This window comes from Sporomusa sp. GT1 (assembly GCF_014634905.1).
Lineage (GTDB): Bacteria > Bacillota > Negativicutes > Sporomusales > Sporomusaceae > Sporomusa > Sporomusa sphaeroides.
Genome location: NZ_BMBX01000011.1, coordinates 39,873 through 61,412 on the forward strand (window position 1 = coordinate 39,873; position 21,540 = coordinate 61,412).

At 48.9% G+C, this 21,540-nt stretch carries 22 protein-coding genes; 19 read left to right on the forward strand and 3 right to left on the reverse strand.

Translation table 11 applies throughout. The annotated features are described in order from the left end of the window. The first annotated feature begins 38 nt into the window (after positions 1-38). The 9 genes from GT1_RS13270 to GT1_RS13310 all read left to right on the forward strand — a co-directional run bounded on the left by GT1_RS13270 (position 39) and on the right by GT1_RS13310 (position 10,022). Positions 39-1,064 (forward strand): tripartite tricarboxylate transporter substrate binding protein, encoded by a 1,026-nt coding sequence (locus GT1_RS13270; protein WP_188399170.1) that lies wholly within the window; start codon positions 39-41, stop codon positions 1,062-1,064. A gap of 321 nt (positions 1,065-1,385) precedes the next feature. Further along, positions 1,386-2,597 (forward strand): uroporphyrinogen decarboxylase family protein, encoded by a 1,212-nt coding sequence (locus tag GT1_RS13275; protein ID WP_188399171.1) that lies wholly within the window; start codon positions 1,386-1,388, stop codon positions 2,595-2,597. A gap of 36 nt (positions 2,598-2,633) precedes the next feature. After that, positions 2,634-3,266, forward strand: a complete 633-nt coding sequence (locus GT1_RS13280; RefSeq protein ID WP_188399172.1) for a B12-binding domain-containing protein — start codon at positions 2,634-2,636, stop codon at positions 3,264-3,266. 35 nt (positions 3,267-3,301) lie between these two features. Next, a complete protein-coding gene (locus GT1_RS13285; protein WP_188399173.1) occupies positions 3,302-4,096 on the forward strand; it encodes a methyltetrahydrofolate cobalamin methyltransferase in 795 nt (264 codons plus the stop codon). Positions 4,097-4,118: 22 nt separating this feature from the next. After that, positions 4,119-5,024, forward strand: a complete 906-nt coding sequence (dapA, locus tag GT1_RS13290) for a 4-hydroxy-tetrahydrodipicolinate synthase (protein WP_075757350.1) — start codon at positions 4,119-4,121, stop codon at positions 5,022-5,024. Between the two features lie 118 nt (positions 5,025-5,142). Further along, positions 5,143-6,444, forward strand: a complete 1,302-nt coding sequence (locus GT1_RS13295) for a lactate racemase domain-containing protein (RefSeq protein ID WP_188399174.1) — start codon at positions 5,143-5,145, stop codon at positions 6,442-6,444. A 4-nt stretch (positions 6,445-6,448) separates the two neighbouring features. Further along, complete coding sequence (locus GT1_RS13300; RefSeq protein ID WP_188399175.1) at positions 6,449-7,537, forward strand: iron-containing alcohol dehydrogenase family protein; 1,089 nt, start codon at positions 6,449-6,451, stop codon at positions 7,535-7,537. 7 nt (positions 7,538-7,544) lie between these two features. Beyond that, on the forward strand, positions 7,545-8,915 hold the full coding sequence (locus GT1_RS13305; RefSeq protein ID WP_188399176.1) for a hypothetical protein: 1,371 nt from the start codon (positions 7,545-7,547) through the stop codon (positions 8,913-8,915). 12 nt (positions 8,916-8,927) lie between these two features. Next, a complete protein-coding gene (locus GT1_RS13310) occupies positions 8,928-10,022 on the forward strand; it encodes a DUF362 domain-containing protein (RefSeq protein ID WP_188399177.1) in 1,095 nt (364 codons plus the stop codon). A 74-nt stretch (positions 10,023-10,096) separates the two neighbouring features. Here GT1_RS13310 and GT1_RS13315 read toward each other — a convergent pair whose 3' ends face one another. Beyond that, complete coding sequence (locus tag GT1_RS13315) at positions 10,097-11,245, reverse strand: glycerate kinase (protein WP_188399178.1); 1,149 nt, start codon at positions 11,243-11,245, stop codon at positions 10,097-10,099. A gap of 241 nt (positions 11,246-11,486) precedes the next feature. Between GT1_RS13315 and GT1_RS13320 the strand changes: the two genes are divergently transcribed. Beyond that, positions 11,487-12,647, forward strand: a complete 1,161-nt coding sequence (locus tag GT1_RS13320; RefSeq protein ID WP_188399179.1) for a sugar diacid recognition domain-containing protein — start codon at positions 11,487-11,489, stop codon at positions 12,645-12,647. Here GT1_RS13320 and GT1_RS13325 read toward each other — a convergent pair. Further along, a complete protein-coding gene (locus GT1_RS13325) occupies positions 12,644-13,228 on the reverse strand; it encodes a YueI family protein (RefSeq protein ID WP_188399180.1) in 585 nt (194 codons plus the stop codon). The two genes, GT1_RS13320 and GT1_RS13325, sit on opposite strands and share 4 nt — an antisense overlap. A 156-nt stretch (positions 13,229-13,384) precedes the next feature. Between GT1_RS13325 and GT1_RS13330 the strand changes: the two genes are divergently transcribed. The 8 genes from GT1_RS13330 (at position 13,385) to hpf (ending at position 19,719) form a co-directional block, all read left to right on the forward strand. After that, positions 13,385-14,119 (forward strand): DUF169 domain-containing protein, encoded by a 735-nt coding sequence (locus tag GT1_RS13330; RefSeq protein ID WP_188399181.1) that lies wholly within the window; start codon positions 13,385-13,387, stop codon positions 14,117-14,119. Positions 14,120-14,301: 182 nt separating this feature from the next. Continuing rightward, complete coding sequence (locus GT1_RS13335; protein ID WP_188399182.1) at positions 14,302-15,417, forward strand: HD-GYP domain-containing protein; 1,116 nt, start codon at positions 14,302-14,304, stop codon at positions 15,415-15,417. A 338-nt stretch (positions 15,418-15,755) separates the two neighbouring features. Further along, positions 15,756-16,052 carry a zinc-ribbon domain containing protein gene (locus GT1_RS13340; RefSeq protein ID WP_075757359.1) on the forward strand — a complete coding sequence of 99 codons (297 nt, stop codon included), beginning with the start codon at positions 15,756-15,758 and terminating at the stop codon, positions 16,050-16,052. A gap of 289 nt (positions 16,053-16,341) precedes the next feature. Further along, positions 16,342-17,130, forward strand: a complete 789-nt coding sequence (locus GT1_RS13345) for a basic amino acid ABC transporter substrate-binding protein (protein WP_188399183.1) — start codon at positions 16,342-16,344, stop codon at positions 17,128-17,130. Between the two features lie 186 nt (positions 17,131-17,316). After that, complete coding sequence (locus GT1_RS13350) at positions 17,317-17,982, forward strand: amino acid ABC transporter permease (RefSeq protein ID WP_188399240.1); 666 nt, start codon at positions 17,317-17,319, stop codon at positions 17,980-17,982. After that, a complete protein-coding gene (locus tag GT1_RS13355) occupies positions 17,969-18,688 on the forward strand; it encodes an amino acid ABC transporter ATP-binding protein (RefSeq protein WP_188399184.1) in 720 nt (239 codons plus the stop codon). Before GT1_RS13350 ends, GT1_RS13355 begins: the two co-directional genes overlap by 14 nt. A gap of 83 nt (positions 18,689-18,771) precedes the next feature. Further along, complete coding sequence (locus GT1_RS13360) at positions 18,772-18,972, forward strand: cold shock domain-containing protein (protein ID WP_075757363.1); 201 nt, start codon at positions 18,772-18,774, stop codon at positions 18,970-18,972. 207 nt (positions 18,973-19,179) lie between these two features. Then, positions 19,180-19,719, forward strand: a complete 540-nt coding sequence (gene hpf / locus GT1_RS13365; protein WP_188399185.1) for a ribosome hibernation-promoting factor, HPF/YfiA family — start codon at positions 19,180-19,182, stop codon at positions 19,717-19,719. A gap of 65 nt (positions 19,720-19,784) precedes the next feature. On the opposite strand, the gene GT1_RS13370 is transcribed toward hpf, so the two are convergent. Further along, entirely contained in the window at positions 19,785-20,009 is a 225-nt protein-coding gene (locus GT1_RS13370) for a hypothetical protein (RefSeq protein WP_223226254.1), read from the reverse strand. Positions 20,010-20,276: 267 nt separating this feature from the next. Between GT1_RS13370 and GT1_RS13375 the strand changes: the two genes are divergently transcribed. Further along, entirely contained in the window at positions 20,277-21,536 is a 1,260-nt protein-coding gene (locus GT1_RS13375) for a [FeFe] hydrogenase, group A (protein WP_188399186.1), read from the forward strand. Positions 21,537-21,540 lie beyond the last annotated feature (4 nt).

The following is a 21,540-nucleotide window of genomic DNA, read 5'->3' on the forward strand; positions in this document are numbered from 1 at the left end:
TTCTGAGAGGGGTAAAAATAAAAAGAGGGGGAGACACAATGATTGGTAAGATGAATAAGAGCAAGTGGAAAGTGGTCGTAGGCGGATTGCTGGCAGTTTCTATGCTGGGACTTGTCACCGGATGTGGCAAATCAGCCGACACGAAGAAAGAGGGGGAAAAGGCTGCCTTTAAACCGGATAAACCGATTACTCTGGTAGTACCCATGGCAGCCGGCGGCTCTACCGATATGCTTGGCCGCACCATTGAAAAAGTCTGGACAAAATATAGTTCACAGCCGATCCAGATTCTGAACAAGCCGGGCGGCGGCGGGGTTGAAGGCTCCAAATATGTATCCCGTGCCAAGCCTGACGGCTATACCTTGCTGATGGGTACCGGTTCCGGCCATGACATCGTTATGCCGCATATTCAAAAAGTTGAGTATGATCCGTTCAAAGATCTTACCTTTGTTTCGCGCCTGTCCATCCACACGGTAGTTGTGCTGGCGCCGGCCGATTCGCCGTTTAACTCCATCAAAGATGTGGTTGAGTGGGCTAAGAAAGAGAATAAACCTGTTACAGCCGCTGTATCCACCAAGGCTGGTGCCGTTGACCTGGTAATGCGTGGTTTGGGCAAATCGACAGGCATTAACATTACTCCCATTCCGCATGCCGGCGGTGCACAGGCATTGACCTCGCTGATGGGCAACCAAACAACTATCGGTGGTGCTCATCCTACCGAAGCCATGTCCCAGATTAAGGCCGGCCGGGTGAAACCGCTTGGTATTGCCACCCTGGAAAGAGACCCTGCTATGCCCAATGTTCCTACATTAAAAGAACAAGGAATTGATTTCTATACCTGGGGTTCCATTAAAGGCATAGCTTTACCGAAAGATACTCCGAAAGAAATCGTCGACTACTATGCCGATATCTTCAAAAAGATCAGCGAAGACCCTGAATACAAGAAAACTATGGATGATATGATGCAGCCGGTCATGTATCTTGGACCGGACGAGTTTGCCAAGAACCTGAAACAAGCGAGTGACGACTATGCCAAACTGATCAAAGAAACCGGTTTGGATAAATAGTAAGACCGCCGAACAGGGTGCCGGCAGTGCAGCAGGCGACGGTAAGTGCCTGCTGCCCCGTCCCCCCGGTTGACATACTGGAAAAAGGATGAAATTGCCATGTTCATGGTTGTTTCTTCAAACGTCCACTGCTTATGGTGATTTGATCTTTTTTTATAGAAGGTATATATGTTGTGCGCGCCAACACAAAATCCGTGCAGACGCGCCGTTATACAACGCTGCGCCGCTGGCGCTTAACCTCCGTTTATGGATAACGGCCGCCTGCGCCTCAATTGTTTTGTTTACCTGCAAGACAGCAATAGCTATCAATAAATGAACTAAATGGGGGAGAAAGCAATGATGACTTACCGGGAGAGAATGCTGGCAACGCTGGAGGGACGGCCAACCGATTGTATTCCCTTCGTGCCGCGTCTTGATTTGTGGTATCGGGCAAACAAATATAAAGGTACGCTGCCTGACAAGTATAAGAATGCCACCTTGATGCAGATTGTGGAAGATTTGGACATCGGGGTTCATACCGTTTCGGCTGACCGCAGTCTATATGACGATTCGCTGGATATCGTCGACAGGGCGCTTGGCATTTGGCGGGTCCATCACAAGCCGCACCGTCCGGCGCTGAAGAATATCAAGCGGAATATCACCTATCAGGGCGATACCACCATTGTTGAGTACCTTACACCGCATGGCAATATCCGGACAAAAACAGTTTATGACGAATCTATGCGTAAAGCCGGGATTTCGTTATCCCATGTCAGCGAGCACGCCATTAAAAGTGTGGATGATTTTGAGGCTGTGGGTTATATCTTTGAAAATATGGATGTTTATGCCGATTATGAGGGAATGGAGCGGCAGAAAGAGGAAATTGGCGACCGGGCGCTGCTAGTGGGTACGGCCAATATGGGAGCTTCGGCTATGCACTATATCATTCACGAACTTATGCCCTATGACTTATTTTTCTGCGAGTATTATGACAACTATGATGAGTTGGTACGTCTGGCTGAACGCATCACTCCTTATTTCAACAAAGTTGTTGACATTGCAGCCAATAGCCCGGCTGATATCATCCAGTCAGGCACCAACTATGATGCCTCGATTACCTGGCCGCCTTTCTTCGAAAAGCATATATTGCCCAATATGATTGAGACTGCCGACAAGCTTCATGCTAAAGGCAAGTTTATGCTGAACCATACTGACGGTGAAAACAAGGGGCTCTTGCAGTACTATGTACAAGGCAAGCTTGATATTGCCGACTCCATTTGTCCTGCACCGATGACTTCGCAAACCCTGCGGGAGATCAGAGAAGCCTTTGACAGCAAGATTACTATCTGGGGCGGTATCCCCTCGGTTTCCGTTCTGGAAAATTCGATGAGCGACTATGAATTTGAAAGCTATTTGGACGACTTGTTCCTGCAGATGGGCAAGGGTGATCATCTTATCCTGAGCATCGCTGATACAGCACCGCCGGAAATGAAATTTTCACGCTTAGAGCGGATTGCCAGACTTGCCAAAGAGTTCGGGCCTGTTAATTCTTAATACAGGCAAAAGTGATAAATAATGGGGGAAGAAATTATGGAACAATTAATGAGTGCCATTCGCGAAGCCGTTTGGAACCACGATTCTAAAAAGGTTAAAGCCTTGGTAGAGCAAGCTGTGGCCGAGCAGGTTGATATTAATACAATTGTTAATGATGGTCTTGTCAGCGGCATGAATGCCTTGGGAGCAAAATTCAAATCAGGTGAGGTATTTATGCCGGAAATATTGGTCTCCGCCCGGGCCATGGGAGCCGGCATGGCGGTCATCAAACCGCTCCTGGCACAAGCCGGGGTTAAGGAGAAAGGCATTTTCCTCATCGGTACAGTCAAAGAAGACCTGCATGATATCGGCAAGAACATTGTCAATGCTATTTTTGAAGGCTCCGGTTACAAGGTTGTTGATTTGGGCATTAATGTGCCGTCAGAAAAATTTATCGAAGCCATTGAAGAACACAAGCCGGATATTGTGGGGTTGTGTGCCTTGCTTACTACTACTATGGTAAATATGAAGGAAACGACAGCTGCTATCAAAAACAAGTTTCCTGGCACAAAAATTATTGTCGGCGGCGCTCCGATAACCCAAAACTTTGCTGATGAAATCGGCGCCGATGCCTATGCCCAGGATGCAGCCGTTGCTGTCGAAAAGGCTAATATGCTGATTGGCGCATAAGCTTCAACCATTGTTATGAAAGGGGATTTCTCGCCATGATCATTGTCGGGGAAAGAATTAATACCAGCCGCAAAGGTCTGGAACCGGCTGTTAAGAGCCGGGATGCCGCATTCATTCAGGCAGAGGCCGAAAGCCAGCTGAAGGCAGGCAGCACTTATATTGATGTAAATTGCGGCACACTGATTGGCGATGAGCCGGAAGCCTTAAGCTGGCTTGTTCGGACAGTACAGGAAAAAACAGACGCTGCCTTATGCATCGACAGCCCTAATCCGGCAGCGTTGGCAGCGGCGCTGAAATTCCATAAAGGCAAAGCACTGATAAACTCTATCAGCGGCGAAAGCGGCCGCTATGAGCCGGTTGTGTCTTTAATCCAGGAGTATAAGGCCTCGGTTGTGGCTTTGGCTATGGATGATGCCGGGATGCCGTCAACAGTGAAAGACCGTCTGGCGGCAGCCGACAGGCTGATTACCCGCCTGACCAAAGACGGGGTTGCGGTGGAAGATATCTATATTGATCCGTTGATTCAGCCTATTTCAACAGACGGAACACAGGCAATGGCAGTTTTTGAAACCATTTCCACCATCATGAAAGCCTATCCCGGAATCCACACCATCTGCGGCTTGTCCAATGTTTCTTTTGGCTTGCCGGGACGGGGTCTCTTAAATCGTTCTTTCGTAATTATGTGTATTACCGCCGGCTTGGATGCGGTTATCTGCGACCCTTTGAATACCGAAATGATTAAAGCCATCTACGCTGCCGAAGCCTTAAGCGGCAGAGACGAGTTCTGCATGGAATATATTGATGCCTTCCGGGCCGGACGTCTGGCTTAGAGGGATACAGGGAGGATATAGCATGAGTAGCAAAACCAGCTTCAAACCCCAGGGAATTATTCCGGCGGTGGTTACACCGCTTACACCGGCAGGTAAATTTAATGAACAGGCAATGCGCCAGTTAATCAAGTACCTGATTGACGGCGGTGTACACGGCCTCTTCATTACCGGCACAACCGGAGAATTTTACGGGTTGACGCCGGAAGAAAAACGTGAGATTTTCCAGGTTACCTTAGATGAAACCAACGGCCGGATTCCTGTTTATGCCGGAACTAACGGGATTACCACCCGCGAGAGTGTCATGCTGACCCAACTGGCCGAAGAATGCAAGATCGATGCGGTTTCTGTTTTGACGCCGATGTTTATTACCCCCAGCCAGGACCAGTTATATACCCATTACCAAACCATTGCCGCTAATACCTCGCTGCCGGTATTGCTGTATAATAATCCACCCAAAACCGGCGTTAATCTCACGGCGGCTACTGTGGCTAAGCTGGCTGACATTCCGAATATTGTCAGTATCAAAGACTCCAGCGGCGACCTTACGCTCACTGCCGAGTACATCCGCCTGACTCAGGGCCGTGAGGATTTTAACGTGCTTATGGGCCGCGACACATTGATATATGGAGCACTCTGCTATGGTGCGGCAGGTTCAATTGCCTCCTGCGCCAACGTGGCACCAAGGCTTTGCGCCGATATTTATGACAAATTCATGGCCGGTGACCTTAAAGGATCGCTTGAAGCTCAGTTTAGGTTAGCGCCGCTGCGCATTGCTTTTACTATTGGCACCTTCCCGGCGGTTATCAAGGAATCGCTGGCATTACTCGGTATCGATGCCGGACCTTGCATGGAACCGGTAGGCCCGATGACAACAGAGGAACGGGAAAAACTTCGCCAGGTGCTTATTGGCATGGGGCTGCTCAAGTAAATTAATTAGGAAAGGTCGCTGAGTTCACGCGGCGGTAATGCCGCGTGAGAGGCGGCCTTTGTTTGTCCTGGCAGAAAGTAGAGCTTTCTATAAAACCATAGCAAAAGGCGGTGGAGAAATGTCAATTATTACAGAAATGCTGGAACAGGTAACTTTGCCCAAAATGGTTAAAATCAGGCAGAAGTTTCCGGCTGCCGAGCTTCAGGATGTGGCCCAAACGGTGAGGGAACAGCTTGCCAAACCGGAGATTGCCGGCCGCGTCAAAACCGGAATGCGGGTGGCCGTGGCTGTGGGCAGCCGTGGGATGACCGATATTTCATTAATTGCCCGGGTTGTTGTTGCAGAACTTAAAAGACTGGGGGCACAGCCCTTTATTGTTCCTGCCATGGGCAGCCACGGGGGCGCTACGGCTGAGGGACAAAGCGCAGTGCTGGCCGGGCTGGGTGTTACCGCAGAGAGCGCCGGCTGTCCGGTACTGTCGTCAATGGAGACGGTGGAATTAGGTGTAATAGAGAGCAGCGGCCTGCCGGTGTTAATGGATAAGCATGCCTTTGAAGCCGATGGTATTGTCGTCATTAACCGCATCAAGGGGCACAATGCCTTCAGCGGGGCGGTGGAAAGCGGTCTGAGTAAGATGATTTCCATTGGCCTGGGCAAACAAAAAGGCGCCGACGCCTGCCATGCCTTTGGCTTTAAGCATATGGCCGAGCAGATTATTGCCATGGCTGAGATTAAATTAGCCAAAGCCAATTTCCTGTTTGGCGTTGGCACCGTGGAAAATGCCTATGACCGGATTACCAGGCTGGTGGCTGTACTGCCGGCAGACATTATTGCCACCGATAAAAAGCTGTTGCCGGAAGCAAAGGCCAATCTGCCGAAGATTCTGTTTGAGCATATTGATGTGCTGGTAGTCGATCAGTTGGGCAAAGAGTTTTCCGGCGGCGGGATGGACGTGCATACCATCGGGCGGTCTTCTACCGATTATGCCTGTTCGGCGGTTGCTTCGCCGGAGCGGCTGGTGGTCCTGGATGTTACCGATTACAGTCATGGGAACTGCTGTGGCATGGGTTTGGCAGATTTAGTGACAAGGCGGTTGTTTAACAAGATAGATTTTGAAGTTACTTATGCCAATGTCTTAACCTCAACAGGCACCCGTTCGGGGCGGATACCTTTAATCATGGACTCAGACCGCCTGGCGATTCAGGGGGCGGTGAAGACCTGCGGCGTTCCTGACAGCAAACGGCTGCGGCTGGTGCGTATCCCCAATTCGCTGCACCTGGAAGAGATTTATATATCAGAAGCCATGCTGCCGGAAGCCAAGGCCTGTGCCGATATCGACATTCTTACCCAACCCCGGGAGTGGACGTTTGACGCCGCCGGCAACCTTAACGACATCGGTTTTGCTAAAAAGGAGGGTTAATGTTATGGAAAAACACATGGAACGCCTGCCATTTCCTGCGAAAGTTTTTCGGGGACCGGGCGCGTTAAAGCATGTAGGCGATTTTTGCAGGACACAAGGTAAGAATGCCTTTATTTTGGGTGGAAAAACCGCATTGCTGAAAACAGAGGAACAGCTGGCAGCCTCGCTGACTGAAGCAGGTGTCAAAGTTGTTGCCACTGAATGGTATGGCGGCGAATGTACTATGGAAAATATCGAACATCTGGCAGGGGCGGCGGCAGCGCAAAAGGCCGATTTTATTATTGCAGTTGGCGGTGGCAAGGCACTTGACACCGGCAAAGCGGTTGCCGCTAAAAGCAAGCTGCCGGTAATTACGGTACCGACGATCGCGGCTACCTGCGCGGCTGCAACACCCCTTACGGTACTTTATAACAACAAAGGTGAATTTACCAGTAACCTGTTTTTAGCAGACTGTCCGGCTGCCATCGTTATTGATACAGCTATTATCCTGGCTACTCCGGTATCCTGGCTGATTGCCGGCATGGGGGATACGCTGGCGAAAATGTATGAACTGCGTGCCGCAGCCGCCTGCATGGCACCCACAAGTTTAACAATATCGGCTGTGATGAATGGTCAAATCTGCTATGATATTATTAAGCGGTTTGGCGCTGAAGCCAGACAAGCGGTTGAAAGCCAAACCCTGTGCGACGCTTTTGACTCCATTGTGGATGCCATTATTCTGGCTGCAGGTATTTCTTCCATCTTTGGCGGGGACAAGCTGCGTAATGCTGCGGCGCATGCCATTTATAACGGCTTTACTAAAATACCTGCGACCCATGCTGTTGCTCATGGCTCAATTGTCGGTTATGGCAATTTATGCTTGCTGGCCTTGGAAGGCCGTGCAGATGCTGAAATTATAGAAGAAATTACCCTGGCGCAAAATTGCGGGATTCCCACAACCTTAAAACAAATTGCCGATTTGTCGGACGATGAAATGCGGCTTGGTGCCGAGGCTTCCTGCAAGGCGGCGGCCATGTCCTGCATGCCTTTTCCTGTAACGGCAGAGATGGTGCTTGACGCTATCCGGCGGGTGGACGCTCTGGCCGCGCGTTAGACGGGAAATGAAACTACTTTGTAAAATTGTGTTGTTGGCTTTGGCAGGTCTGCATCTTATCAAACCTTTTGTCACTATTGATCTATCGGCGGCAATCTGTATTGCAGCCGTCGTTGTTCTGCTTTCAGGTATGACCATGATGGGCAAAGGTTTTTTTAAAGCAACGCTGACTTTTCTGTTTATTGGCCTCGCGCTGCTAGTTTATTTTGGACAGCCGCTGTCAATTTGGACAGCGGCTGTTACTTCCATGACCAATGTTATTGCCATACTGGTAATTATGCAGACCTTTTCCATACCCATAAAAATTGGTCAATATAATACCGCGCTGCAATATTGGCTCAATAAATCTGTCAGGGGGGAAGGTCCGCTCTTCCTGCTGACCACTGCCGCTACCCATGTTTTTACCAGCTTTTTAATGTTTGGCGCTATTCCTGTGATGATCTCGCTCATGGAACATACGCTGAAAAAATCGGTGGGCAATTATCAGCGCTTTATGGCGGCAGCCGTGTCGCGCGGCTATGCGCTGGCCTCCTTATGGGCGCCTGGGGCCATTAATCTTTTTCTGGTGATTCAGGCAACCGGCGTAAGCTGGTCTGCCGTATTCGTACCTGGTGTAATATTAAGTTTTATTGGAATGGCTATATCGTATGGTATTGAGAGTAAGCTGCAGCTGAAAGCTGACGCTGTCCGGCCTGCTGTGTCAGGGGCGCAAGCCCTGCCGGCTGAAAAACCGGCAGGGCGCAGAGTGCTCCATATATTTTTGGCAGTCGCCGGCCTGATAATGCTTACCCTGCTGTTTGACAGGCTGCATATTGGCGCCACTTATAACCGGATTATTTTAGCCGGCTTTGTGGTTATTTTCGCCTGGTTGTCCTGGCTTAGCCGTGAATTCAGCATCACAGCGGCAGTTAAAAGTTACTGGCAGGAAGGTGTTCTCAAAACAGCCGACCTTGCGCCCTTTTTTATCGCGATGGGGATTTTTTCCACCGCCCTGGAGCATTCCAGCTTTATGGTAATGCTGCAGGCCGCTTTGCAACAGGCTGCCGGCGTCTTAGGTGTTTTCTCCATTGTCCTGGTGCCGCTGCTCATCATCCTGGCCGCAGTATTTGGGCTCCACCCGTTTATGACGATTGTCATGTTTGGCAAAATCCTCACCCTACTTTCCCTGCCGGTTACTTCGCTTACCCTGGCGCTGTGTCTTGCCGTGGGTGGGTCAATTTCCTATATGGTCTCGCCGTTTGCGGGGTTAATTCTGACACTGGCAAAAATGATTAATGCCAAGGCGGAAGAGGTAGCACTGCGTTGGAATTGGCAATTTTGTCTGGTATACTTTTTTGTAGGGATAGTATTTGCCTATTATTGGGGACAGAACATGTAAAGGGGGACGGGTATGATTAAGCAGGAGCTTCACGTAATATATGGCACCAATTACCGCCAGATGGTTAAAGACCTGCTGGCGAAAATGCAGCTGGCCGCCGGGCTTGACAGTCAGATGCAGGTGGCCATTAAGCCGAACTTAGTGGTCGCCAGGGAAGCCAGCCAGGGGGCAACCACCACCCCAGCTGTTATTGAAGGAATTATCGAGTACCTGCAGGCGAATGGCATATATAATATCAGCATTATGGAAGGCTCCTGGGTAGGCGATGATACCAAGCGGGCCTTCAGGGTCTGTGGGTATACCGCTATTGCCCAAAAGTACGGCGTGCCTTTGTATGATTTGAAAGACGATGACTTTCAGGTGAAAAGAGTAGGGGAGCTGGAGCTAAAAGTCTGCAAGAAGCCGTTAACGGCGGATTTTCTGATCAATGTGCCGGTGCTTAAGGCGCATTGCCAGACTCTGCTTACCTGTGCCCTGAAAAATTTAAAAGGCTGTATTCCGGACAGTGAAAAACGCCGGTTTCATCAAATGGGCCTGATGAAGCCCATTGCCTATTTGGGCAAAGCACTACCCCCGGGAATAACCATTGTTGATGCGATAGCCGGTGATCTCACTTTTGAGGAAGGCGGCAACCCGGTGCGGATGGATAGAATTATTGCCGGACGCGATCCGGTGTTGCTTGATGCCTATGCCGCCTGGCTGCTGGGGTATTCGCCGGCAGATATTGAATATATTGGCATTGCTGAGCGTATCGGTGCCGGTTCTGCTGATTTGGCCGGAGCCCAAATCATAGAGCACAACACCGGGCATAAGCAGGCAAGCCGGTTTCAGCCGGGCAACCGGGCCAAACAGCTGGCGCGGCATGTAATCGCGAAAGAAGCCTGTTCTGCCTGTTATGGCAGTTTGATCCATGCGCTGCAGCGGCTGGAGGATAACGGCACTCTCCGGTTGCTCAGGCAGCCTGTTTGTATTGGGCAAGGTTACCAGGGGCAGGCTACAGCCGGCTTGGGCATCGGTCAGTGCTTGCGGCAGTGCGGCAGCTATGTACCCGGCTGTCCGCCGACCGCCAAGAGCATTGTTGACTTTCTTGAAAAACAGCTGCGTTAACTAAATAGAAAAAAACGGGTCAGCCTGGTTGTGTCAGGCCGACCCGTTTGGCTTTATCCGAGGTGTTATCGTGACTACCGGCTGTTCATTTTGCTGCCGGTAACCAGCAGGCGGCACAGCCTGCCTGTTGCGGCTTGCACCAGCGCGGCAGCCGAGCTTAGGCATTCATCAAGTGTCATGGGATGGGGAACAATGCTCATTATGCCATCAATACCGTGCGCTAAGACCTGCTCATGATCTTTGCCCAAACCGCCTGACAGGCAGACTGTGGGGACATTGTGACGCTGGGCAATTTTGGCTACCCCGACAGGGGCTTTACCGAAGGCTGTCTGAAAATCGGTATTACCTTCGCCGGTAATAACCAAGGCGGCCTCTTTGACTATGTTTTCAAAACCGGTGGTTTCCAGCACAATTTCCACCCCGGGTTTAAGCTGGGCATTGGTAAAGAATAGCAGTCCGGCGCCTAATCCCCCGGCGGCGCCTGCTCCCGGCAGCTCGGCTATGTCCTTGCCGGTAGCGGTTTTGGCGATAATGGCAAACTGGTGAAGCGCGGCGTCCAACTCGGCTACCATGGCCGGAGTAGCCCCTTTTTGCGGTCCGTATACGGCAGAAGCGCCTTTGGGCCCGCACAAGGGATTGTCCACATCGCACGCCACCATAATCGAGGCCTCGCTCAATCTGGCATCCAGACCGGAGAGGTCGATAGCCGCCAAACCGGCAAGAGTGCTGCCGCCATACGGCAGTTCCTGCCCGGCGGCATCCCGGAATTTGGCGCCCAGGGCCTGGGCCATGCCGACACCGCCGTCATTGGTTGCGCTGCCGCCAATACCAATAATAAACTTTCTGATGCCTTGTTCCAGGGCGGCCTTAATCAGCTGGCCTGTACCAAACGTAGTGGTGATGCGTGGGTCCCGCTTTGCTTTAGGTACCAGCGGCAGGCCTGAGGCAGCCGCCATTTCAATGACTGCCGTTTCACCGTCGCCTAACAGGCCCCAAAAAGCGGTTACCGCTTCACCTAAAGGCCCGGCTACCGTTTGCTGAATTATGCGGCCGTTAGTGGCTGTTACCAAGGCTTCTACGGTGCCTTCGCCACCGTCGGCGATAGGAACCTTATACACCTCGGCCTGCGGGAAGACAGAGAGGATTCCCTGTTCCATAGCTGTAGCCACAGCTACGGCCGAGAGGCTGCCTTTATAGGAATCGGGAGCTACGACAATACGCATTGATTAATCACTCCTTAGTAAAATAACTATGTATCTTTATTGTACTGATTATTCCGACCTTTTTCAATTATCGGCATTTACTAACATTAGTGTCTTTTACCTGACGTAAATTAGTGATTTTGTACAATGTAAGTGCAGAATAATCCCTATTATTGCCGGTATTTATGTATAATATAAACAGTAGGCTGGCGCCTGTCTGCGCTTTCGGGCAGAGACGGGACACCAGGTGGGAGGCAAAGCTATGATTATCACGGCAGAATTAGCTCAGCACATTGTGGATAATATTATGCCGCTGGTCCAGCAAAATATCAATATTATGGATAGTGCCGGCGTGATTGTCGGGTCCGGCCAAAAGAGCCGGCTCAATACCTATCATCAGGGTGCGATGGAGGTTATCCGCAGCGGGCAGGTTGTAGAAATATTTCCTGAGGATATGGAGCGTTATCCCGGGGCGCTGCCTGGTTTAAACTGGCCCATTGTTCTCGGCAGCCAGGTGGTTGGTGTGGTGGGGGTTTCCGGCCATCCCGACAAGGTGCGAAATACTACTAAGCTGGTAAAAATGGTCACAGAACTCATTTTGGAGCGGGAAAACCTGGTAGAGGAATTCAGAGCCAATCTTCAGCTCAGGGAACAATTTATGCAGCATGTTTTGTCAGACCGCTATCAGGACAATTCTATAGCAAAAACAGCAAAATTGTTGCGCTTTAATCTAAACCTGCCGCGGCTGGTGGCGGTGGTTTCTGTTGGCCTTATCATCCGGGATGCGTGTAATCAGTATGGGGTGCATGATTTGGTAGCGCTTAGGACAAGGGAAACACTCGCCCAACTGCTGGAGCATTCCTCGCTGCTTGATTCCCAGGACCTGTTTGTTTTTTTTGAAGATGAATTGGTTATTCTCAAACAATTCCCGGCAGCTGCCGGCGAGGCTGAGTTTTATCAATGGGGCTCAGCCATACTTTCACTGCTTGGCGGCCCGCAGCAGCAAGGGTTGCGTATGGGGCTGGGGAGTTTTACCGGCTCGCCGGCAGAACTTCATGAGTCATACAAGGAGGCCATATTCTCGCAAAATAATAAAATAGCCGGTACTGCTGTTGCTTCCATTTATGATTTTGATATACTTGTCGATTATCTCATCAAGGAGCCGGGCGCTATTCATTCTTGTCTGGCGTTGAAGAAATTGAAAGACCTCATACTGGCACAGCTTGACCGCAAATATGATATGCGCAATACCGTCAATGCCCTGTTGGATAATAACCTGAACGTGTCAAGCGCGGCTAAGGCATTATTTGTCCATCGCAACACCCTGGTTTTCCGTTTGGAAAAACTAAAAGAACTGACAGGGTTGTGTCCCAGTCAGTCCTTAAATCATGCGATGCTTTGCCGGATACTATTCAGTTATTAATCCTGATGGGCCGGGCAGCGTTCGCCGGTGAGCCTGTCCAGCCAGGTAAGCCCGGAATAGTTTATTGCTTCACGCGGGTCGAGGGTGAGAATGCTGTTTAAGCAGGTTTCACAAATTTTTTTGCCGGCGCTGGCAATGAGTTTTTCGGAAACCCCTAATTTTTGCAGCCGCAGCCGGCGGTCGTCGACAGCAATATCCTGCAGGTCTACTGCCTCGCTGCCTGCTACAACAAGGCCTGCCGCCCGGGTACAATCAGCATCGGCAACCATGGTGTAGGCTTTATTCTTTTCTCTGGCCAGCGTTTGGTATTTGTTGGTATAATAAGCAGCCAGGCTGCTGTTAATAATCAGTTTTTGAAATTTCCCATGCTCCAGGGCTTCGGCAATTTCCGGATAAAGGGCAGCTTCTTTCACCTGGTCCTGGGTGAGGAATGCAATGACCTGTTCTCTGAATACCCCTAAATAAGCCTGCTTTTCTTCCTTCTTTATTTCCGGTCCGCCATGCAGGCCTGCGAGGAGGGTTTGCTCCAATGCGTCTTTCTGGTTCCAGACTTGACAGATTTTGTTGGTATCATTCAGCATGCTGCGCACCTCACTCTTTGTATATGTAGTACAGGTTATATTATGCCCTAATTGGTCGAAAAAAGGAAGTCAATATTTGTGGGCCGCGGCAGGAGAATAAGATTCAATCGCCAATTAATATATTGAATATTCTAATAAAAAGAAAGGGGTGTTTGTATGCGCAGTGAAATTGCGGAGCGGTTAAAACTTAGATACGCGCCGGTAGCCATTGTTTTTACCAATGAAAAGCCGGAAAAGGCTTTAGAGTTTGCCGAGGGGCGCTGGGGGTGTGCGGCAGCCATGTTAACTGCTGCCGCCAAAGGGCGGCAGGCTGTGTTCAGCCGCAGCACCTTTGGCTGTCCGGGTGGTAGTGTTGGTTTAGGTTTAGGCAATATGTATCCGAATTTCCCGGGCGGTTTTGAATATTTTTTGTCAATCGGCAAAGAGGGGTACCGGGAAGGCGAAGCCTACAAAAAGACGCCGGAGCTGGCAGAAAGTTTTGTCGAAGCCTTGCCCATTCAGGAGATACCTGAACAATATGTCGTTTTTAAGCCGCTTGCCGAGGCAACTGCCGAGGAACCCCGGGTGGTTGTCTTCTACGCCAACCCGGATCAGTTGTCGGCGTTGGTGGTATTGGCCAATTATGGACGCCCGGGCAATGACAATGTAATGATTCCATTTGGAGCAGGCTGTCAGAGCACCTGCCTGATTCCCTGGAATGAGGCTTCGCAGGAACGGCCCAGAGCCGTGGTGGGCATGACCGATATCTCGGCCCGTCCGGTTATTGATGCCGATTTATTGTCCTTCAGCGTTCCTTTCTGTATGTTCAAGGAAATGGAAGCCAACGTAGCAGGCAGCTTCCTCGACAAGCATGCCTGGGAAAAAGTAGTTAAACGTATTCCGGCAAAGTAACTCTATTTTGCAAGTTATGATGCCCTGACCGGGCTATCGCCGGCAGGGCATCAACTATTAAAATTTAACAGATATATTGAAAATTTTTGTCAGTTGGCTAATAATAGGAAGTAAGTCCTATTTAACATATAGGATTACCAAGGAATTAAACTGGAATCAATGTCTCAAGAGGAGCGATTTATATGGCTGAAAGTTATACTATTATAAAATGTTCTGTCCACCAACTCCGTCCGGGCTTCGAACTGGGGGAATCGGTATTTTCACCTGACGGCAGCGGCTTGCTTCATGCGGGCACCATACTTACAGAAAAACAAATTGCCCGGATTCTCAATTATGGGCTTGATTCTGTTCGCATCCGCCAAACGGTTCTGACGCCGGAGGCGGCACCGGAGCTGGCAGCAGAGGCCTATTGTGAACCAGATATGGCTGCCGGTGTATCGGAGCAGGAAAACGAATTTTCCGGCATCTATAGCCGCAGTGTACAGGATATGAAAAAATGCTTTACCCTTATCAGACTGGAAAGGCACCTGGATTACGCTTTGCTGGATACCCTTGTTGACTCGGTGGCTCGTCTGGCCTCCCGCGGCATTGCCGCTACGGCTTTGCTGCACACGCTAACCCGCACGGAGGATTATTTGGTTCATCATTCTGTCAATGTTGGTATCTTAGCTCATATTATCGGTGAGTTAAGCGGTGTTTTTAGTTTAATCCAGCAGCGCAACCTGATTTTGGCAGGTATTCTTCATGATATCGGCAAGCTGGAAGTGTCGTCCAAGGTATTGTATAAAAATGGCGCACTGACAGAGGACGAGTTAGCTGCCGTGCGTCAGCATCCGGCGATAGCCTTTAAATTTTTCAGCCGGTATAAAGAAATTCCGGAAAGTGTTCGTTTTGGGGTCCTGCAGCATCATGAGCGTGATGATGGCTCAGGCTACCCGCTGCATACCAATGCCGCCAAAAATCATCCTATTGCCAAGGTGCTTGGCATTGCCGATGTATATGATGCCATGACTTCAAAAAAAACCTACGGGCAGGAAATATCGCCCTTTGCCGCTATTGACACCATCCAGGCCGATATGTTCGCCGGCAAGTTTTCGCCGGATTATAGCACGCCGTTTTTGCATGAATTGTGTCAGACGCTTATCGGCAGATATGTAACACTCAGCGATGGACGTACCGGGCAGCTGGTTTTTTGGAACCGGAGCGGCAAGGAAAACTGTTTAGTCCGGTTTTCTGACGGGAAAATACTGGATGTCAGTCAGCAGCCCGGCCTGAAAATAGCCAAACTGGTATGCTAATGGTAATATTAATCTGAAAATATCTGCTTGCTTTTTTTCTTATGGAATTCTATAATTTAAGATAAGAACCAATTTGCTTAGGTCTGTGGTTGAAAGTCGATGCCAGTCGCAGGCGAAACGACCCACGTAAGAAGCCCAAAGCGGCTTTGAGCATGGTGCGGCTTAGAGGTAAGTCCTGCCGGTCCGTAAAACAGCAGTTACATATATTTTGATCGAGAGAAGCAGTAGTGAGGGGATTGAGTTCCTAGTAGCGACCCTTCCTGCAGGCGAGTGTGGGGTCAAAGACCAGGTCGGCTAAGCAGTGGTTTTTAAATTCATAAGGTGAGGGGATTTCGTTAATGGCTTTTCAGGACAAAACTCTTAAGTGCAAGGACTGTGAAAAGGACTTTGTTTTTACAGCTGGGGAGCAGGAGTTTTATGCAGAAAAAGGTTTTGAAAATGAACCTGCTCGTTGTCGTGAATGTCGGGGTAACAGAAGACGCAGCCGTGATGGCGGTGAAGGACAGACAGCTCCCCGAGAAATGCATGAAGCGGTATGTGCCGAATGCGGTGTAACCACCCAAGTTCCATTTAAACCTCGCAATGATCGTCCGATTTATTGCCGTGACTGCTTTATTGCGCAAAAAGGGCAATAATCCTTATACATATACATGCAGTAACAGCCCGGGATTTGATTCCGGGCTTCTTGCGTTTACCCTGATGCTACACTACGCGCGCCGGAGCTGAACGGCTTTGTTCCTGATTTTGTATACAGTTTGACTTCCTGTTTGCCCTGTTAGGACAACGAACAGCTGCGCATGTATACATTATCAAACTACTTGTGTAATTATGCATTGGATTGTATAATTACTAGTAATCTGCCAAGTCTGATGCAGGTCTGGCGGACTATTGCGTGAAGTGTACATTATAGAGGGGGTTATTGGTGTGCCGAAAAAAGTTGGTATTTTATCTATTTTCCTTATGTTCCTTCTGGCCGCAGGTCTAACCGGCTGCGGGCAGCAAACGGCAAAACCGGCCGAAACGCCGAAAGCTAAGGTGCTTAAGGTTGGTTCCGAGACTACATTTGCACCGTTTGAGTTCCAGGATGAAAAGAGCAAAGAATATGTGGGCTTTGATATGGATCTGATCCGTGCTATCGGCAGGGAAATGGGCGTAGAAGTGCAAATTCAGAGCATGGGCTTTGACGGCCTGATTCCGGCGCTTGAAGCCGGCAATATTGATGTTGCGATTTCGGGGATGACGATTACTGCCGAGCGGGCGAAGAAAGTCGATTTTTCCACTCCCTATTACAAGTCCGGTCTGTCTATGGTTGTTAAAGTCGATAATGATACATTAAAGACGTTTAAGGATCTTGAAGGCAAACGCATTGCCGTGCAAATCGGCACTACCGGCGCCATGGAAGCTAAAAAAATTAAAGATGCCACCATCCGTGAGTTTAACAATGCGCCGGAAGCTTTTATGGAGCTGAAGGCAGGCGGTGTAGACGCGGTTGTTAATGATCTGCCTGTTAACGAATACTATATTGCCCAGGCCGGCGGTAAAGATGCCAAGGTTGTAGGCGAGCCACTCACTTCCGAGGAATACGGTATTGCCATCTCCAAGAAAAACACCGAGACAACTGAAAAAGTCAACAAAGCTATCGAAGCATTGAAGAAAAATGGCGAATATGAAAGAATATACATGAAATGGTTTGGCAAAAAGCCTCCCCAATAGTTGAAGACAACATGAGCTTCGGACCTAGGCAAAAGCCGAGGCTGCCTGTAAGCTTTCCTGACCAACTCCAATGGAATGGCGCGAGCTCTCGCGCCATTTTTTTGTATTGACACCCATGGTATGTCCGCATATAATTGACATGTGATTTTTATGCAACCTTGTTAATTTTTATTAAGGGTGAGAATGTTGGACTTTGATTTTAATTTAATTGTTGACTCGTTTCCTTTGCTCCTCATGGGGGCCGGTGTCACAGTGCAGATTACTGCGCTTAGTGTCGGCTTTGGTCTTTTAATCGGTATGTTTGTCGGTATAGCCAGGCTATCAACCCTATGGCCAGTGAAAATGCTGGCTGCCATATATGTGGATTTTATCCGGGGTACACCACTGCTGGTACAGATTTTTCTCATTTATTTTGCACTGCCCCTGCTGGTGGGACAGCGGATTGATCCGTTTATTGCCGCCATTACGGCCTGCAGTGTGAACAGCGGCGCCTATGTTGCCGAAATTTTCCGGTCAGGGATTCAGTCCATTGATAAAGGACAAACAGAAGCCGGGCGGTCGCTAGGTATGACCTGGGCCCAAACTATGCGCTACATAATCCTGCCGCAAGCCTTCAAGCGCATTATTCCCCCTTTGGGCAACGAATTTATTGCCATGCTTAAGGATTCTTCGCTGGTGTCGGTAATCGGTTTTGAAGAGCTTACCCGGCGCGGCCAGCTGATTATTGCCCGTACCTATGGCTCATTTGAAATTTGGCTGACTGTCGCTTTTATTTACCTGATTATGACCTTTACCATATCCCGCCTTGTGGATTATCTTGAGCGGAGGTACAAGACTGATGATAAGCATTAAAAATCTTCATAAAAAGTTTGGTAATTTGCATGTGTTAAAAGGCGTTAATGCCCATATCAGCGAACAAGAGGTTGTTGTTATTATTGGACCGAGCGGCTCCGGCAAGAGTACGCTGCTCCGGTGCATGAATTATCTGGAACAGCCTACAGACGGCGAAATCATTGTGGGCGGCATTCCCCTCACTAATGAGGCTAATATCAATAAAGTCCGAGAAGAAGTCGGCATGGTTTTTCAGCGCTTCAATCTGTTTCCCCATATGACAGTACTGCAAAATATTGCTTTGGCTCCGGTAAAAGTCCGTAAGCTGACGCAGCCGGAAGCCGACAAGATAGCCCGCGACCTGCTGGAAAAGGTTGGGCTGGAGGACAAAGCCGACGCTTACCCTGATCAGCTCTCCGGCGGCCAGCAGCAACGGGTGGCTATTGCCCGGGCGCTTGCCATGAAGCCGAAAGTCATGTTATTTGACGAGCCTACCTCGGCACTTGACCCGGAAATGATTAAGGAAGTTCTGGATGTTATGAAGACTCTGGCTAATGAAGGCATGACCATGGTGGTGGTTACCCACGAGATGGGTTTTGCCCGCGAAGTGGGCGACAGAGTCATTTTTATGGATGAAGGCCGGATTGTGGAAGAAGGCACGCCTGATGCGGTATTTTTGCATGCTAAAGAAGAGCGGACCCAGGCCTTTTTGTCGAAGATTTTATAAATTGACACTGCTGCCAATATATGTTATACTTCCTCTTGTGGCTGCATAGTGCAGTCGGTAGTTTATCTTAGGAGGAGTTTCACATGATTGGTAAAGTTAAATGGTTTAGCGCAGAAAAAGGTTACGGATTCATTGAAAGAGAAGATGGTGGCGACGTGTTCGTACACTTCTCGGCTATTCAAGATCAAGGTTTCAAAACCCTGAATGAAGGCCAGCAAGTTGAATTTGAAATCGTTGAAGGCGCTCGCGGACCTCAAGCCAGCAACGTATACAAGTGCAACTAAATATAAACATATACCCGGCAATGTAACTACATTGCCGGGTTTTAATTTAGTCTGCCAGAAAGTATATGTTTTCGTCTGGGTATAATTACCAATTTGCACGATTCTGAGTTTGTAGAAAACACAGAAAAAATATTGCAAATTAGGACAGGAATTTTACGTTTTATAGGGAATATTAAATATATAGGATCCAGAAAGGGGATGGGTAGTATGGCAATTACAGTACGAGGAAGAAATATTGAGATTACACCGGCACTAAAAGATCATGTCGCAAAACGCATTGGTAAAATTACCAAGTATTTTGACAGTGCCAATATGGGAGAAATTACTGCAATCCTCACTGTTAACAAGGGTAGGCATATTGTTGAGGTTACCGTACCGATTAATGGCATACTCTTACGCGGCGAAGAAGCTACCACCGACATGTACGCGTCCATTGACTTAGTTATTGATAAGCTGGAACGGCAAATTGAAAAATATAAGACGAAATTGTCCCGTAACCTTAAAAACGGTACTTTCAAGGCAGAACCGGTGCCTGCCGCAGCCTTAGCCAGTGATGATGAGGATTCCAATATTATTGTTAAAACCAAGCGCTTTGCCGTTAAACCAATGGCAGTTGATGAAGCGGTTATGCAAATGAATTTGATTAATCACGACTTTTTCGTATTCACCAATGCGGAAACAGAAGAAGTGAATGTTGTATACCGGCGTAAAGATGGCCAATACGGATTGATTGAGCCGGAATTCTAGACCTTAAAACCAAAAAATGAGCCGGGTACGCATCCGGCTCATTTTTGTGTAAAGTATTATTTTCGTTAACGCGGCTTTCGCAGTTCTGAGCGGCGTTTAATAATCATCTCGGCCAGGGAAGCTGATTCGAGTTCCTGCGTTTTTTGCGCGAACTCCTGTCTGGTAAAGAGCCCTTTATCAATTAATAACTCTATCAGTGCCGCAATTGCCAGTGTATTTTTATAATCAACATCTTTTAGGCTGGCAAGCTGACCGGCTATATCCAGTATCCCAAGCACATCACGACTCACAATGATACCTCCAGGAAAAATCGATACTTTATATAGTATGCACAAGGCGGGACATTTTTAAACCATTCTTTGAATATTTTGTCAATGAGTGAAATAAATAACTTGTTCAGACTATTCCAATATTTATTGACAAGTCCTGCTTTTTACACTACAGTTAAATCGTGGCAATTCTCTAATACCAAATAGGCTTTAAATGTTCCAAATTTCACAATACCAGTTTTGTACAGGAATTTTATATCAATTTTTATGGGGTGAGGAGGTTTTGTCTTGAAAGGTTTTCAATCACAGGAGTTAACCAGCATCATTGAGATTGACCGCAAGACATGCAAAGGCTGTGACTCATGCAAGTCGTTTTGCCCAACAGATGCAATTGAGGGCAAGTATGGAGCCGTTCACAGAGTCAACAGCGAGAAATGTATTTCCTGTGGTCAATGCCTTATCAACTGTCCGTTTGGGGCTCCCAAGGATACGGTTGACGTGGTGGATAAGGTAATTGAAAAACTCAAAAACAAACAACTGACAGTAGTTGGCACCATTGCACCGGCCGTTAGGGTGGCCATCGGTGAAGAGTTTGGCATGGAGCCGGGCAGCCTGGTAACGGAAAAATTGTATGGCGCGATGAAACAAGCCGGGTTCAAGGTGCTTGATACCAACTTTACTGCCGACCAGACAATCATGGAAGAAGGCATGGAACTGATTGCCAAAATCCGGCACTTCGCTCTGGGTGAACCGTCAGAGCATCATTTAGGGCCATTGCCGCAGTTTACTTCCTGCTGTCCGGCCTGGGTCCGGTATGTAGAGCTTTACTATCCGACACTGCTGCCGAATATGTCTTCCGCCAAGTCGCCGATGATGATGGCCGGCGCGCTGGCTAAGACTTATGGGGCTAAAGAGGTTTGGAAAGTTAATCCGGAAGACATTTATATGGTTGGGATTATGCCCTGTACGGCTAAAAAGTTTGAGGCTTCACGGCCTGAGTTCCACAGTGCGGCCCACTACTGGCAAAACCAGGGCAGAGCAGGCAGCTACCCGGATATTGATGTGGTTTTAACCACCAGAGATCTGGCCCGCCTGTTTAAAAAGCTGGGGATTGATTTTAACACAGTTCCGGAGTTTACCGATAAAGATAATCCGTTGGCCCAGTACAGCGGTGCAGGCACTATTTTTGGCAATACCGGCGGGGTAATGGAAGCGGCGCTAAGAACAGCCTACTTTGTTATTACCGGCCAGGAGCTGGATGTGCTGGACTTCAAGCCTGTACGCGGTCTGCAGGGTGTGAAAGAAGCCAGTGTTACGATGAAAGACGCCAAGACCGGCAAAGAGGTTACCCTTAAAGTTGCGGTGGCGCATGGCATTAAGGAAAATGTGAAGGCACTGCTGGAAGAAACCAAAGCCGGCAAATCACCTTATCACTTTATTGAGATAATGAACTGTCCCGGCGGCTGTGTCAACGGTGGTGGCCAGCCAATCAATCCGATGGGCACCTCATGGCTGGGTAAAGCCAAGGCCGTACTGCCTTGGTCATAAGGAG

Coding starts and splice junctions, on each gene's coding strand:
- GT1_RS13270 (WP_188399170.1), top strand. CDS start 39: ATGATTGGTAAGATGAATAAGAGCAAGTGGAAAGTGGTCGTAGGCGGA.
- GT1_RS13275 (WP_188399171.1), top strand. CDS start 1,386: ATGGGGGAGAAAGCAATGATGACTTACCGGGAGAGAATGCTGGCAACG.
- GT1_RS13280 (WP_188399172.1), top strand. CDS start 2,634: ATGGAACAATTAATGAGTGCCATTCGCGAAGCCGTTTGGAACCACGAT.
- GT1_RS13285 (WP_188399173.1), top strand. CDS start 3,302: ATGATCATTGTCGGGGAAAGAATTAATACCAGCCGCAAAGGTCTGGAA.
- dapA (WP_075757350.1), top strand. CDS start 4,119: ATGAGTAGCAAAACCAGCTTCAAACCCCAGGGAATTATTCCGGCGGTG.
- GT1_RS13295 (WP_188399174.1), top strand. CDS start 5,143: ATGTCAATTATTACAGAAATGCTGGAACAGGTAACTTTGCCCAAAATG.
- GT1_RS13300 (WP_188399175.1), top strand. CDS start 6,449: ATGGAAAAACACATGGAACGCCTGCCATTTCCTGCGAAAGTTTTTCGG.
- GT1_RS13305 (WP_188399176.1), top strand. CDS start 7,545: ATGAAACTACTTTGTAAAATTGTGTTGTTGGCTTTGGCAGGTCTGCAT.
- GT1_RS13310 (WP_188399177.1), top strand. CDS start 8,928: ATGATTAAGCAGGAGCTTCACGTAATATATGGCACCAATTACCGCCAG.
- GT1_RS13315 (WP_188399178.1), bottom strand. CDS start 11,245: ATGCGTATTGTCGTAGCTCCCGATTCCTATAAAGGCAGCCTCTCGGCC.
- GT1_RS13320 (WP_188399179.1), top strand. CDS start 11,487: ATGATTATCACGGCAGAATTAGCTCAGCACATTGTGGATAATATTATG.
- GT1_RS13325 (WP_188399180.1), bottom strand. CDS start 13,228: ATGCTGAATGATACCAACAAAATCTGTCAAGTCTGGAACCAGAAAGAC.
- GT1_RS13330 (WP_188399181.1), top strand. CDS start 13,385: ATGCGCAGTGAAATTGCGGAGCGGTTAAAACTTAGATACGCGCCGGTA.
- GT1_RS13335 (WP_188399182.1), top strand. CDS start 14,302: ATGGCTGAAAGTTATACTATTATAAAATGTTCTGTCCACCAACTCCGT.
- GT1_RS13340 (WP_075757359.1), top strand. CDS start 15,756: ATGGCTTTTCAGGACAAAACTCTTAAGTGCAAGGACTGTGAAAAGGAC.
- GT1_RS13355 (WP_188399184.1), top strand. CDS start 17,969: ATGATAAGCATTAAAAATCTTCATAAAAAGTTTGGTAATTTGCATGTG.
- GT1_RS13360 (WP_075757363.1), top strand. CDS start 18,772: ATGATTGGTAAAGTTAAATGGTTTAGCGCAGAAAAAGGTTACGGATTC.
- hpf (WP_188399185.1), top strand. CDS start 19,180: ATGGCAATTACAGTACGAGGAAGAAATATTGAGATTACACCGGCACTA.